The organism is Enterobacter sp. UPMP2052 (genome assembly GCF_053709675.1).
This window is the reverse complement of record NZ_JBSKJR010000001.1, coordinates 217,827-230,597: the sequence shown is the minus strand read 5'-3', so window position 1 is coordinate 230,597 and position 12,771 is coordinate 217,827. Positions and strand designations below refer to the sequence as shown.

The 12,771-nt window shown below is 56.3% G+C and carries 12 protein-coding genes; 3 read left to right on the top strand and 9 right to left on the bottom strand.

Going from position 1 to position 12,771, the window contains the following annotated elements:
* Positions 1-37 precede the first annotated feature (37 nt).
* From ACWKX3_RS01095 to yfbV, 4 genes are all read right to left on the bottom strand, one after another.
* Positions 38-1,870, bottom strand: coding sequence for an SLC13 family permease (locus ACWKX3_RS01095; RefSeq protein WP_088208006.1), 1,833 nt, complete (start codon positions 1,868-1,870; stop codon positions 38-40).
* A gap of 77 nt (positions 1,871-1,947) precedes the next feature.
* Positions 1,948-2,607, bottom strand: coding sequence for a sugar phosphatase (locus ACWKX3_RS01090; protein ID WP_454541135.1), 660 nt, complete (start codon positions 2,605-2,607; stop codon positions 1,948-1,950).
* An 11-nt stretch (positions 2,608-2,618) separates the two neighbouring features.
* The gene (locus ACWKX3_RS01085) at positions 2,619-3,113 is read right to left on the bottom strand and encodes a YfbU family protein (RefSeq protein WP_006176522.1); all 495 of its coding nucleotides are present in this window, start codon (positions 3,111-3,113) and stop codon (positions 2,619-2,621) included.
* 91 nt (positions 3,114-3,204) lie between these two features.
* Positions 3,205-3,660: a terminus macrodomain insulation protein YfbV gene (gene yfbV / locus ACWKX3_RS01080; RefSeq protein WP_006176523.1), complete on the bottom strand. Its 456-nt coding sequence runs from the start codon at positions 3,658-3,660 to the stop codon at positions 3,205-3,207.
* Positions 3,661-3,997: 337 nt separating this feature from the next.
* Here yfbV and ackA point away from each other — a divergent pair, with 337 nt between their 5' ends.
* Together ackA and pta are read left to right on the top strand one after the other, a co-directional pair.
* Entirely contained in the window at positions 3,998-5,200 is a 1,203-nt protein-coding gene (gene ackA, locus ACWKX3_RS01075; RefSeq protein WP_006176525.1) for an acetate kinase, read from the top strand.
* 76 nt (positions 5,201-5,276) lie between these two features.
* A complete protein-coding gene (gene pta / locus ACWKX3_RS01070) occupies positions 5,277-7,418 on the top strand; it encodes a phosphate acetyltransferase (protein WP_058609876.1) in 2,142 nt (713 codons plus the stop codon).
* A 113-nt stretch (positions 7,419-7,531) separates the two neighbouring features.
* Here the strand turns inward: pta and ACWKX3_RS01065 are convergent, their stop codons facing one another.
* From ACWKX3_RS01065 to ACWKX3_RS01045, 5 genes are all read right to left on the bottom strand, one after another.
* Positions 7,532-8,485, bottom strand: a complete 954-nt coding sequence (locus ACWKX3_RS01065; RefSeq protein ID WP_454541134.1) for a transketolase family protein — start codon at positions 8,483-8,485, stop codon at positions 7,532-7,534.
* Positions 8,478-9,308 (bottom strand): transketolase, encoded by an 831-nt coding sequence (locus ACWKX3_RS01060; RefSeq protein ID WP_400444838.1) that lies wholly within the window; start codon positions 9,306-9,308, stop codon positions 8,478-8,480. The genes ACWKX3_RS01065 and ACWKX3_RS01060 overlap by 8 nt, the downstream gene beginning before the upstream one ends.
* Positions 9,305-10,696: a PTS ascorbate transporter subunit IIC gene (locus ACWKX3_RS01055; protein WP_006176529.1), complete on the bottom strand. Its 1,392-nt coding sequence runs from the start codon at positions 10,694-10,696 to the stop codon at positions 9,305-9,307. The genes ACWKX3_RS01060 and ACWKX3_RS01055 overlap by 4 nt, the downstream gene beginning before the upstream one ends.
* Before the next feature lie 21 nt (positions 10,697-10,717).
* On the bottom strand, positions 10,718-10,990 hold the full coding sequence (locus tag ACWKX3_RS01050; protein WP_006176530.1) for a PTS sugar transporter subunit IIB: 273 nt from the start codon (positions 10,988-10,990) through the stop codon (positions 10,718-10,720).
* Between the two features lie 80 nt (positions 10,991-11,070).
* Positions 11,071-11,514, bottom strand: a complete 444-nt coding sequence (locus ACWKX3_RS01045) for a PTS sugar transporter subunit IIA (RefSeq protein ID WP_454541133.1) — start codon at positions 11,512-11,514, stop codon at positions 11,071-11,073.
* Positions 11,515-11,751: 237 nt separating this feature from the next.
* On the opposite strand from ACWKX3_RS01045, the gene ACWKX3_RS01040 reads away from it, so the two are divergent.
* Positions 11,752-12,771, top strand: coding sequence for a LacI family DNA-binding transcriptional regulator (locus ACWKX3_RS01040; RefSeq protein WP_454541132.1), 1,020 nt, complete (start codon positions 11,752-11,754; stop codon positions 12,769-12,771).

Sequence of the window (12,771 nt, the reverse complement as noted above, 5' to 3'; positions counted from 1 at the left end):
GCTTCGCCTTACCCGGCCTACGTTTCTGGCCCCACGCTTAAAACGGGAACAGGACCGGGATCAACACCACGCATACCACCATCACCAGCACGGTGAATGGCACCCCAAGCTTCACGAAATCGCTAAATGTATAGTTCCCTGGCCCCAGCACCAGCGTGTTAACCGGTGATGAAACGGGCGTCATAAACGCAGCCGAGGCGGCCATCGCCACCATCATGGCAAACGGATAGGGGGAGACGCCCATAGACTTCGCCATCGCCAGCGCAATCGGCGCCATCAGCACCGCGGTCGCCGTGTTAGAGATAAATAACCCTATCGATGCACACATCACAAACAGGCAAACCAGCATCATATACGGGCTATAACCTCCGCCGATGTCCATCAGCCCTTTGACAACCAAATCCACTCCGCCCGTTTTTTGCAGCGCTAAGGCAAACGGCATCATTCCGACAATCAGGATAATGCTCGGCCAGTGAATGGCTTTATAGGCACTTTCGGCATCAATACAGCGGAATTTCCCCATCAGCAGGCAGGCAATAATCGCCGCCACCGGGTTGGGAATTTCATCGGTGAGCATCAAGGCTACCATCAGCACCAGGCAAAAGATGGCGTGCGGGGCCTGGCTGTGGGCGGGAGAGGCATCGCTCTCTTCGACGGGCATATTCAGCACCACGAAATCACGCCCCATCTGACCGAGCTGGCTAATCAGCTTCCAGTTACCGACCACCAGGAAGATATCCCCCAGCAGGATAGGCTCGTCCACCACCGCACCTTCCATCGCCACGCCATCGCGCTTGAGGCCCACCACGTTAAGCCCGTAGCGGGTGCGGAATCCCATCTCGCGTACCGTTTTACCCAGCAGTTCCGATTCCGGAATCAAGGAGACTTCTGCCATCCCCACGTCCAGCGCCTGATCGGAGAAGTATTCCCCGCGCAGGACCATCGGTTCCAGCAGCTGTTCGCTGCAGAACTCTCGCAGGTCGACGTCAGCCGTGGACATATCAATAAGCAGCACGTCACGCGCGCGGAATTCCGATACCCCGTTGACGTTGACGATCACCCGGCGAAAGCGCCGCCAGCGCTCGACGCCGATGACGTTTGCCCCGTAGCGTTCGCGCAGCTTGAGATCGTCAAGCCGTTGGCCGATCAGTGGTGAACCGGGACGAATAGCCAGGCGACGTGCGCGTCCGGTTAAACGGTACTCTTTGATCAGGTCGCGAAACGTCCGCCGTTTCCAGCTCTCTTTGCTTTTGTCGTGCTTCTCCCCTTTCAGGGCAAAGCGCGTCAGCAGCATATAGACGACGCCCAGCACCAGGATCACCAGCCCAAGCGGGGTGACGCTGAAAAAACTAAATCCCTGCAACCCTTCGCGGAGCAATTCGCTGTTAACGACCAGGTTCGGTGGCGTGGCCACCAGCGTCATCATGCCGCTGATCAGCCCGGCAAAGCTCAGGGGCATCATCAGGCGTGACGGCGAGGTCTGCATCCGCATCGATACGCTGAGCACGACCGGAATAAAAATGGCGACTACGCCCGTTGAGCTCATGAACGCGCCCAGCCCGGCCACCGTCACCATCAGGTAGATCAGCATTTTGGTTTCGCTACTGCCCGCCACCTTTACCAGCCAGGCGCCCATGATAGTCGCCACGCCGGTGCGCACCAGGCCATCGCCGATGATAAACAGGGCAGCAATCAAAATAACGTTGGGATCGCTAAAACCGGAGAACGCCTCAGACAGCGTGAGCGTACCGCTCAGCACAAAGGCGACAATCACAAACAGGGCGACGGCATCCATGCGCACCTTGCCTGTCGCAAAGAGAATGATGGCGATTAAGAGCAGGCTGAGCACCCAAATCAGTTCACCGTTCACAACATATCCTTGTCAGTGGAAGAAGACGCGATTTTGCCATAAAAAAAGCCCCGACAATGCGGGGCTAAATCATAGGATTACATTTTCAGCGAGACGGTTACACTTCCATCCGGTGCCTTCGCGACGTTTAACGCGGCCAGGGAGTTAACCACATAGTCCGCCTCGTCCAGTCGGGGGGAGCCCGCCGGTACGTTAACGGCGATAACGTGGCTTCCGGCATTCAGCCCGGCTAAAACGCCCGCCGCAGCATCTTCCACCACCACGCACTCGGCTGGCGCAAGGCCCAGCATTTCAGCGCCGAGTAAAAAGGCATCCGGTTCAGGCTTGCCGCGCTTTACGCGTTCAGCCGTAATAAAGACCTCCGGCCTCGGCAGGCCCGCGGCCTGATGACGCGCGTGGGCAACGGGAACAGAACCTGAGGTCACAATCGCCCAGGGGATCTGCGCTTCGTTGAGGTGTTCAAGCAGCTCGCGCGCGCCGGGTAAGGCGGTGATCCCGTTCGTGTCGTTGGCTTCGATCTTTTCGAGGTAGCGAAATTCCGCCTGGATCTCTTCCTCAGAACGCCCGGCCAGGAAGTGCCGCAATGAGGTAATGGCCTGTTTGCCATGGATGAAATTCAGTACGTCCTGATGGTCGATGCCGTGCCTGTCGGCCCAGTGGCACCATGAACGCTCCACTACCGGCAGCGAATCTACCAGCGTACCGTCCAGATCAAACAGAAAACCTTTACACTGCACACGCACCTCCGTCAGGCATTAATGATTTGTTGAATTTCGTTGCTGCTCAAATGGTACTGGCGCGGGCAGGAGTGCCATACGCTCAGCATACGTTGATATTTATCCCACATTGGGGTCTGGGCGTTAAAGCCATGCGTACCCGCATCAAAATGGGTGTAACGCCCTTCGGTATTCACCATAAAGCGTACATAGCTGAGATAGCGCGCTTCCGTCGCGGCATCGAATCCGAGGAAGGTCACGCGGCGCTCGTCGATGGACTCACGGTCTTTCAGGTTGGTCCAGGAAACATGCAGCGCGTGATACATCTCCATAATGTCGATCACGAGGCGGCAGGTTTCTTCTTTTAGCTCGCCGAACTCGCGGTCCAGCTCGCGCATCTGCAGGCCAAACCCGCGTTCGACAATGGTCTGTAAGCGGCTGTAGCGCTCAGCGTTGTCGGGATCAAGCATAGTCATCATCTTGTACTGGTTAGACAAAATCAGACGTTGAGCATGGGTCATTTCCATCTTTCGACTCCTGTAGCGCATGGCACTTGAAAAAAAAGACACGGTAACGTTTGTCACTGTGCCTTCTTTTCGTCGTCGTTTCGATGATCAATCACAAGTCATCGAGGAATGTTTTATCAAGTTGTTTGAAAGCCCGCTTAAGGGTATCGGCCAGCGCCTGATAATCTGGCTTGCCTTCGACGGGTGCCAGCGCCTGCCCGGCCTCTTCAAGTTTTCCACGGACTTCATAAAACCAGTGTAAAATTGTAGGCGGGAGCGGCGTAATGGATCGTTTACCGAGCCACCACAGCCCCTGCATCGGAAGACTCAGCGCGAAAAGCGCCGTGGCAACGGCCGGACCGAGCTGGCCGCCGAGTGCAATTTGCCAGCACAGGGTAAAGATGGCGACGGGCGGCATAAAGCGAATCGCGTAGCGCGTGGCGCGGATTGTACGATTCTCAATAAACATTGGCGCAAGGCGCTTTTCCATTGGCCACGTCTTTGCGTAATGCTGCCCCCGGCGAAACAGACTGAAGAAGTTCACGGATGGGATTTCGGGTGTCGACATGGCTTTACCTCAACTTCACGTATAAAAATTAAAATTTTTGTACAAAACCACAACAGGCTATGACAACGTTCAAAATATTTTGTCATCGCTACCCAGTATCAGGTATTCTGTGCCAGCCTGATGCGGCCTTAGACGAGAAACATTAACTCGTCAAATTATCGCATATTATGCCATTGCCTGAAAAATGTTCAAAATGGCATAAAATCATATGTATTTCTTCCGTCATGCCAGAATGTTCGTTTGGCATGATGTTAATCATAAATGTCTGGGTCAGCATGCGTTACGCTTTTAGACTCACTGACGTTTTTTTAGCCACGTATCAATAATAGGTACTTCCATGTCGAGTAAGTTAGTACTGGTTCTGAACTGCGGTAGTTCTTCCCTCAAATTTGCCATCATCGATGCGCTGAACGGTGAAGAATACCTCTCTGGTTTGTCCGAATGTTTCCATCTGCCTGAAGCACGTATCAAGTGGAAGATGGACGGCAACAAACAAGAAGCGGCTTTAGGTGCAGGCGCCGCTCACAGTGAAGCGCTGAACTTTATCGTTAACACTATTCTGGCACAAAAACCAGAACTGTCTGCTCAGCTGACCGCGATTGGTCACCGTATCGTCCACGGCGGCGAAAAATACACCAAATCCGTGATCATTGACGACACCGTGATCCAGGGTATCAAAGATGCTGCGCCGTTTGCGCCACTGCACAACCCTGCTCACCTGATCGGTATCACTGAAGCGCTGAAATCCTTCCCGAATCTGAAAGACAAGAACGTTGCCGTGTTCGATACCGCGTTCCATCAGACCATGCCGGAAGAGTCTTACCTCTACGCCCTGCCGTACAACCTGTATAAAGAGCACGGCGTACGTCGCTACGGCTTCCACGGTACCAGCCACTACTATGTGACGCAGGAAGCCGCGAAAGTCCTGAACAAGCCGGTTGAAGAGCTGAACATCATCACCTGCCACCTGGGTAACGGTGGTTCCGTTTCGGCTATCCGCAACGGTGAATGTGTTGATACCTCTATGGGTCTGACCCCGCTGGAAGGTCTGGTGATGGGTACCCGTACCGGTGACATCGACCCGGCGATCATCTTCTTCCTGCACGACAACCTGGGCATGAGCGTTGATCAAATCAACAAAATGCTGACCAAAGAGTCTGGCCTGCTGGGTCTGACCGAAGTCACCAGCGACTGCCGTTACGTTGAAGACAACTACGACGCGAAAGAAGACGCTAAACGTGCAATGGACGTTTACTGCCACCGTCTGGCGAAATACATCGGCTCCTACACTGCGCTGATGGACGGTCGTCTGGACGCGGTTATCTTCACCGGTGGTATCGGTGAAAACGCGGCAATGGTGCGTGAACTGTCCCTGGGTAAACTGGGCGTTCTGGGCTTCGAAGTTGATCACGAGCGTAACCTGGCTGCCCGCTTCGGTAAGTCTGGCTTCATCAACAAAGAAGGTACCCGTCCTGCTATCGTTATCCCAACTAACGAAGAGCTGGTCATTGCGCAAGACGCGCATCGCCTGACTGCCTGATTCCACACCGCCAGCCATGCTGGCGGTGCTGTTTTGTAGCCCGCCAAACGTCGGCGGTAACGAAAGAGGATAAACCGTGTCCCGTACTATTATGCTGATCCCTACCGGAACCAGCGTCGGCCTGACCAGCGTCAGCCTTGGCGTGATCCGTGCTATGGAACGCAAAGGCGTTCGTCTGAGCGTCTTTAAACCTATCGCCCAGCCTCGTGCCGGTGGCGATGCACCAGACCAGACCACCTCCATCGTGCGTAAAAACTCCAATCTTCCAGCGGCTGAACCGCTGAAGATGAGCCACGTTGAGTCTCTGCTCTCCAGCAACCAGAAAGACGTGTTGATGGAAGAGATCATCGCCAACTACCACGCGAACGCGCAGGACGCTGAAGTGGTGCTGGTTGAAGGCCTGGTCCCGACCCGCAAACACCAGTTTGCCCAGTCGCTGAACTTCGAAATTGCCAAAACGCTGAACGCTGAGATCGTTTTCGTGATGTCTCAGGGCACCGACACCCAGGAACAGCTGAAAGAACGTATCGAACTGACGCGCAGCAGTTTCGGCGGCGCAAAAAACAGCAACATCACCGGCGTTATCGTTAACAAACTGAACGCCCCGGTTGATGAGCAGGGCCGTACTCGCCCTGACCTGTCCGAGATCTTCGACGACTCCTCCAAAGCGAAAGTGGTTAAAGTTGATCCGGCTACGCTGCAGAACTCCAGCCCGCTGCCGGTGCTGGGCGTAGTGCCGTGGAGCTTTGATCTGATTGCGACCCGTGCAATCGACATGGCGCGTCACCTGAACGCAACCGTGATCAACGAAGGCGACATCAATACCCGCCGCGTGAAGTCCGTGACCTTCTGTGCGCGTAGCATTCCGCACATGCTGGAACACTTCCGTGCTGGTTCCCTGCTGGTGACCTCTGCAGACCGTCCGGACGTGCTGGTTGCTGCCTGTCTGGCCGCGATGAACGGCGTTGAAATTGGCGCTATCCTGCTGACCGGTGCATACGAAATGGACCCACGCGTGAGCAAACTGTGCGAACGCGCCTTTGCTACTGGCCTGCCGGTATTTATGGTCAACACCAACACCTGGCAGACCTCCCTGAGCCTGCAGAGCTTCAACCTCGAAGTGCCGGTTGATGACCACGAGCGCATTGAGAAAGTTCAGGAATATGTCGCAAGCTACATCAACGCAGACTGGATCGAATCCCTGACCGCGACCTCCGAGCGCAGCCGTCGTCTGTCTCCGCCAGCCTTCCGCTACCAGCTGACCGAGCTGGCACGCAAAGCAGGCAAACGCGTGGTTCTGCCAGAAGGCGACGAACCACGTACCGTGAAAGCGGCTGCTATCTGTGCCGAACGCGGCATCGCGACCTGTGTGCTGCTGGGTAACCCAGACGAAATCAACCGCGTTGCGGCGTCTCAGGGCGTTGAGCTGGGTGCTGGCATCGAAATCGTTGACCCGGAAGTGGTTCGCGAAAGCTACGTTGCCCGTCTGGTTGAGCTGCGTAAGAGCAAAGGCATGACCGAAGCCGTTGCGCGCGAGCAGCTGGAAGACAACGTGGTGCTGGGTACGCTGATGCTTGAGCAGGATGAAGTTGACGGTCTGGTTTCCGGTGCTGTTCACACCACCGCCAACACCATCCGTCCACCGCTGCAGCTGATCAAAACCGCGCCAGGCAGCTCTCTGGTCTCTTCCGTGTTCTTCATGCTGCTGCCTGAACAGGTTTATGTTTACGGCGACTGTGCGATCAACCCGGACCCAACCGCAGAGCAGCTGGCAGAAATCGCTATCCAGTCCGCAGACTCCGCGATTGCCTTCGGTATCGAACCACGCGTTGCGATGCTCTCCTACTCCACCGGCACCTCTGGTGCAGGTAGCGACGTAGAGAAAGTGCGTGAAGCCACCCGTCTGGCGCAGGAAAAACGTCCTGACCTGATGATCGACGGCCCGCTGCAGTACGATGCGGCCGTGATGGCTGACGTGGCGAAATCCAAAGCGCCGAACTCGCCGGTTGCAGGTCGCGCTACCGTGTTCATCTTCCCGGATCTGAACACCGGTAACACCACCTACAAAGCGGTACAGCGTTCTGCAGACCTGATCTCCATCGGGCCGATGCTGCAAGGCATGCGCAAGCCTGTGAACGACCTCTCCCGTGGTGCGCTGGTAGACGATATCGTCTACACCATCGCGCTGACGGCGATTCAGTCTTCGCAGCAGCAGTAAGCTTAAGGTCTTGCCGGATGGCGCCTCGCTTATCCGGCCTGCAGGACCGTAGGCCCGGTAAGCGCCAGCGCCACCGGGCAACAAAAAGGCGACCTCACGGTCGCCTTTTTTATTTACAGCAACTCTCGCGCCGCCGACACAATGTCATGCGCCGTCAGGCCATACTCCTTCTGCAGAAAGTCCTGCGTCCCCACCTGGCCGTAACGCTCCTTCACCCCCACCCGCCGCATCGGTACCGGGCAGGTTTCCACCAGCACTTCGGCCACCGCCGATCCCAGCCCGTTATGAATACTGTGGTTTTCACAGGTCACGATGCGCCCGGTTTTTTCGGCGTAGTTTTTCACCAGCATCCGGTCGATGGGCTTGAGGGTGAACATGTCTATCACCGCCGCGCTCACGCCCTCCTGCTCCAGCTGGCGCGCCGCCTCCAGCGCTTCTGCAACCATAATGCCGTTGGCGATCAGGGTAATATCGCTCCCCTCGCGCAGCACGTTGCCTTTGCCAAGGGTAAAGGTTGACCCCGGGGCATACACGCTCGGTGCCTGCTTGCGAATGGTGCGCACCCAGTAGAACCCCTCAAGGTCGATAAGCTGGCGCAGCACATCCTCAAACATCACCGCGTCGGTCACCTCCAGCACCACCGAATGGGCCAGACCACGCACGATGCCCATATCCTCAAACGACATGTGCGTGCCGCCGTTGTGACAGGCGGTCACGCCCGCGTCCGAGGCGATAACCTTCACATTGTTGCGCTGGTAGTCCAGGGACATAAACAGCTGGTCGAAGCAGCGACGGCTGGCGAAGGCGGTAAACGTATGGACGAACGGCTTGCGCCCGGTCAGCGACAACCCGGCGGCCGTCCCGATCACGTTCGCCTCCATAATGCCGCAGTTGATCACATGCCGGGGATAATCGCGCGCCACGCCGTCCATCGCCATGGAACTCATCAGGTCGGCCTCCAGCGCGATGATCTCGCTTCCGGCTTCGATCTGTTTGGCTATAAAACCGGCGTAGACTTTGCGCATCTCGACGGCATCTTTCTGTCCTGCGGGTGCGATCTTAATCATGTGAAGCCTCCAGTTGGCGGATCGTCTCGTTAAGCGCCGCTTTGCTCTCCTCTGTTAAACGCAGGTGGTGCGAATTGCCGAGCTGCTCCAGATACGGCACCCCCTGCCCTTTAATGCTGTCGAGGATCACCACCCGCGGGCGCGCATTGGCCTCCGGCACCCGTGATGTGACCTCCAGCAGCGCCGGAATGTCGTCGCCTTTCACCGTCACCACGTCATACCCGAAGGCGCGGAATTTGCCTTCAAGGTCAAACGCGCAGATGATTTCATCCAGCTCACCGTCAAGCTGCTGCTTGTTCCAGTCCACAAATATCGTCAGGTTGTTCAGGCGATGATGGGCAATAAACTGGAACGCCTCCCAGCACTGGCCTTCATTGAGTTCACCATCGCCAACAATGCAGAAGACCCGGTTTGGCCTGCCCGCCAGCTTGTGCGACAGCGCCATGCCGCCAGCAATGGAGATCCCTTGCCCCAGCGAGCCGGTGGTGGCATCGACGCCGCGCGTTTTCAGGCGGTCCGGGTGGCTGGGCAAACGCGTCCCGTTGTGGTTCAGCGTGCTCAGCTCTTCTATCGGGAAGTAGCCCTTAATCGCCAGAGTGCTATACAGCGCAGGGCCAGCATGGCCTTTTGACAGCACAAAATAGTCGCGCTCAGGCCAGTCCGGGTCGGCCGGGTCGATCTTCATCACTGCGCCGTACAGCACGGCCAGCGTTTCGACGACCGACATGCTGCCGCCGTAGTGCCCAAAACCGAGCTGCGTCAGCGCCTTCAGGGTTTCGAGGCGGATATCACGCGCCAGTTGGGTGACTTCTTTCACATTCATGATTTAGCTCCGGTATTTTCCTGCGCGCTCTCGCCCGCGGTTTTGTTTTTAGCGAACACGTTGTACGCCACCAGCAGAGCAAACAACGCAACCACAAGTCCGGTGATGGCAAGCGGCGACAGGAAGCGCGCCAGATTGCCCAGCACAATACCGACCGCGCCGAAATCAGCGTCGGAGAAGGTGGTGTTGGCAAAGCCGATAGCGCCCAGCACCGGCAACAGCAGCACCGGCAGGAAAGTGATCAGCAGACCGTTGGCAAACGCGCCGATCATCGCCCCGCGACGCCCACCCGTGGCGTTGCCAAACACGCCTGCGGTTGCGCCGGTGAAGAAGTGCGGCACCACGCCCGGCAGGATCAGCACCCAGCTGAACTGGCCGCAGATGAACAACCCGACCAGGCCGCCGAGGAAGCTAAACAGAAAACCAATCAGTACCGCGTTGGGCGCATAGGGGTAAACCACCGGGCAGTCCAGCGCGGGGCGCGCATTAGGCACCAGTTTTTCAGAGAAGCCGGTAAAGGCCGGCACGATTTCCGCCAGAATCAGACGCACGCCCTGCAGGATGATAAATACCCCGGCAGCGAAGGTGATCGCCATGATGATGGCGTAGACCAGATAGTTCTGGCCGCCGCTGAAGGTGCCCTCAACGTACTCACGACCAGCGCTTACCGCCATGATCAGGTAGATAATCATCATGGTCAGCGAGATGGAGATCGAACTGTCGCGCAGGAAGCTGAGGTTTTTCGGCAGGTTCATCTCTTCCGTCGAGCGCGAGCCTTTGCCGAAGCGGCTGCCAATCCAGCCGGACAACACATATCCCAGCGTGCCGAAGTGGCCGAACGCGATATCATCGGTACCGGTAATCCGCTTCATATAACGCTGGGCGATCGCCGGGAAGAAGGCCATGACCAGGCCGAGGATCAACGAGCCGGTAAAGACCAGCCCCACGCCCTCGAAGCCCGCCACCGTCAGGATCACGCCAATCATGCACGCCATATAGAAAGTGTGGTGTCCAGTCAGGAAGATGTATTTCAGACGGGTAAAGCGGGCAACAATAATATTTGCCACCATCCCGAAGGCCATAATCAGCGCGGTAGAGGCACCGTATTTTTCCAGCGCGATAGAAACAATCGCTTCATTGTTTGGAATAATGCCCTGAATGGTAAAGGCGTGCTCAAACATCCCGCCTAAAGGATTTAACGATCCCACCAGCACGGTGGCCCCACCGCCCAGCACAATAAAACCCAGAATGGTTTTAATTGTCCCTTTGACGACGTCAGAAAAGGCTTTTTTCTGCGCAACCAGACCAATTAACGCAATTAATCCCACCAGCACAGAAGGGACTTTTAAAATATCAACAACGAAATTCAGCGTTTCAAGGATAAACATATCCACCTCGCCTAATCAGGATTATTGTCTGTCGAACCAGGCGCGCAGTTGCGCTTCGAGTTCGTTGATATCGATGATGTTGTTGATCACCACCAGCTGGCTTTCCGGCACGCTGGCGCTGGCCGCGATATCCTTTGCCATCACAAAGAGATCGGCCGCCCCCGGCGTAGCGGAAGAGAGATCGGAGTGCTCTACCTCCGCGTCGATCTCCAGTTTTTTAAGGACTTTTTTAATATTCATTTCGACCATGAAACTGCTGCCCAGGCCAGAACCGCAAATAGCCATGATTTTCATTGTTAGCCCCTTTTTTGGTGTAGAGTACGCCCCATCACGCTGGTGCGTAATGTTGTGAAGAATCGGATGAAATCAGTAAATCAGAAGCGGTCGACGATAATTTTTATCTCCTCCAGCGTATTCGCCCGGTGTAATTTGGCCATGTCATCCTCGCTGGAAAATAATTCAGCCAGCGCGGAGAGTGCGTCGATATGGCTATTTTTGTCCGGTGCCGCCAGCATCACTATCACATCAACCGGGTCGAATTCTCCCGCGCCGAATGAGACGCCCTGATTCAGCTTTAATAATGACAGCCCCAGCCCGTTAGCCCCTTCCTCTGGCCGCGCATGCGGCATCGCCAGTCCTGGTGCCAGCACATAGTACGGCCCTAAGGCGTGATGCTGCTCGATGATGGCCGTCACGTATGCTGGCGAAATCACCTGCTGCTCCAGCAGCGGTTGCGCGCAAAGCGCCATCGCCTGCGACCAGCTGTCGACGCTATCCCTGAGCGTGATGGTTGTCTCGTTTAGCCACGTTTTGAGCATTTCTCCTCCCGCCATACCCCAAAAGATGAGCAAACTTTATTCAACGCCTGCGCTATTCGCTGCGATCGCGGTCACAAAGATAGCGCTACCAACGACAAACATGCAGAAGTGTGATAGCGCTATCAAATTGTAATCATCGGGTTAAATCACAGCAAAAAAAGGGATTTAAGGCGTATACTGCGTTTCACGTGAAGCGAAGGATGACAATAAGAACGCGTCTGGTCAGCAGGAAGGTGTATGTCTCTAACCCGAAAACGGCGCAGTACTGGTAAAGTGACACTTGCCGATGTCGCACAGCTTGCCGGTGTAGGCACAATGACCGTGTCCCGTGCGCTCCGCACGCCGGAGCAAGTTTCCGATAAACTGCGTGAAAAAATTGAAGCCGCTGTGCAGGAACTGGGTTATATGCCCAATCTCGCTGCCAGCGCGCTGGCATCGGCCTCGTCATGGACGATTGCGATGGTCGTTCCAAATCTTTCCGAAGCAGGCTGCTCGGAAATGTTCGCCGGGCTACAGCAGGTGCTGCAGCCTGCCGGATATCAAATCATGCTGGCGGAATCTCAGCACCGGCTTGAGCAGGAAGAAAAATTGCTGGAAACGCTGCTGGCGTCGAACATTGCCGCGGCGATTTTACTGAGCGTCGAGCATAGCGACACCGTGCGCCACTGGCTGAAAAATGCCTCGATTCCGGTAATGGAGATAGGGGCCATGCGCGCCGATCCCATTGATATGAATATCGGGATTGATAACGTCGCCGCGATGTATGAGCTGACCGAAACGGTGATCCAGCGCGGTTACCAGAATATCGGCCTGCTGTGCGCTAACCAGGAGCAGTGGATTTTCCAGCAGCACCTGCAGGGCTGGTACAAGGCCATGCTTCGCCATCATATGTCGCCCAACCGGGTGATTAACGCCGCCATGCCGCCCGTCTTTTCCACGGGTGCGGCGCAGCTGCCGGAATTTCTGTTGGCGTGGCCGGAGCTGGATGCGCTGGTCTGCGTGTCGGACGAACTGGCCTGCGGTGCGCTCTACGAGTGTCAGCGTCGACGCATCAAAGTACCGGATGATTTGGCCGTAGTAGGCTTTGGGGATAGCGACGTCAGCCGCGTCTGTCAGCCGCCGCTGACAACCATGGCGGTACCGCATCGGAAAATTGGCGTGGAAGCGGGGAAAGCCTTGCTGGAACGTCTGAATGACGGAGACTGGCGCGAGCATAAACCCATCGCGTCCAGTCTGTGTCTGCGGGAGAGTTGTTAA

Bases quoted from the DNA above. Each gene is read 5' to 3' on its own strand.
- ACWKX3_RS01085 (WP_006176522.1), bottom strand. From the start codon at position 3,113: ATGGAAATGACCCATGCTCAACGTCTGATTTTGTCTAACCAGTACAAG.
- yfbV (WP_006176523.1), bottom strand. From the start codon at position 3,660: ATGTCGACACCCGAAATCCCATCCGTGAACTTCTTCAGTCTGTTTCGC.
- ackA (WP_006176525.1), top strand. From the start codon at position 3,998: ATGTCGAGTAAGTTAGTACTGGTTCTGAACTGCGGTAGTTCTTCCCTC.
- ACWKX3_RS01065 (WP_454541134.1), bottom strand. From the start codon at position 8,485: ATGATTAAGATCGCACCCGCAGGACAGAAAGATGCCGTCGAGATGCGC.
- ACWKX3_RS01060 (WP_400444838.1), bottom strand. From the start codon at position 9,308: ATGAATGTGAAAGAAGTCACCCAACTGGCGCGTGATATCCGCCTCGAA.
- ACWKX3_RS01055 (WP_006176529.1), bottom strand. From the start codon at position 10,696: ATGTTTATCCTTGAAACGCTGAATTTCGTTGTTGATATTTTAAAAGTC.
- ACWKX3_RS01050 (WP_006176530.1), bottom strand. From the start codon at position 10,990: ATGAAAATCATGGCTATTTGCGGTTCTGGCCTGGGCAGCAGTTTCATG.
- ACWKX3_RS01045 (WP_454541133.1), bottom strand. From the start codon at position 11,514: ATGCTCAAAACGTGGCTAAACGAGACAACCATCACGCTCAGGGATAGC.
- ACWKX3_RS01040 (WP_454541132.1), top strand. From the start codon at position 11,752: ATGTCTCTAACCCGAAAACGGCGCAGTACTGGTAAAGTGACACTTGCC.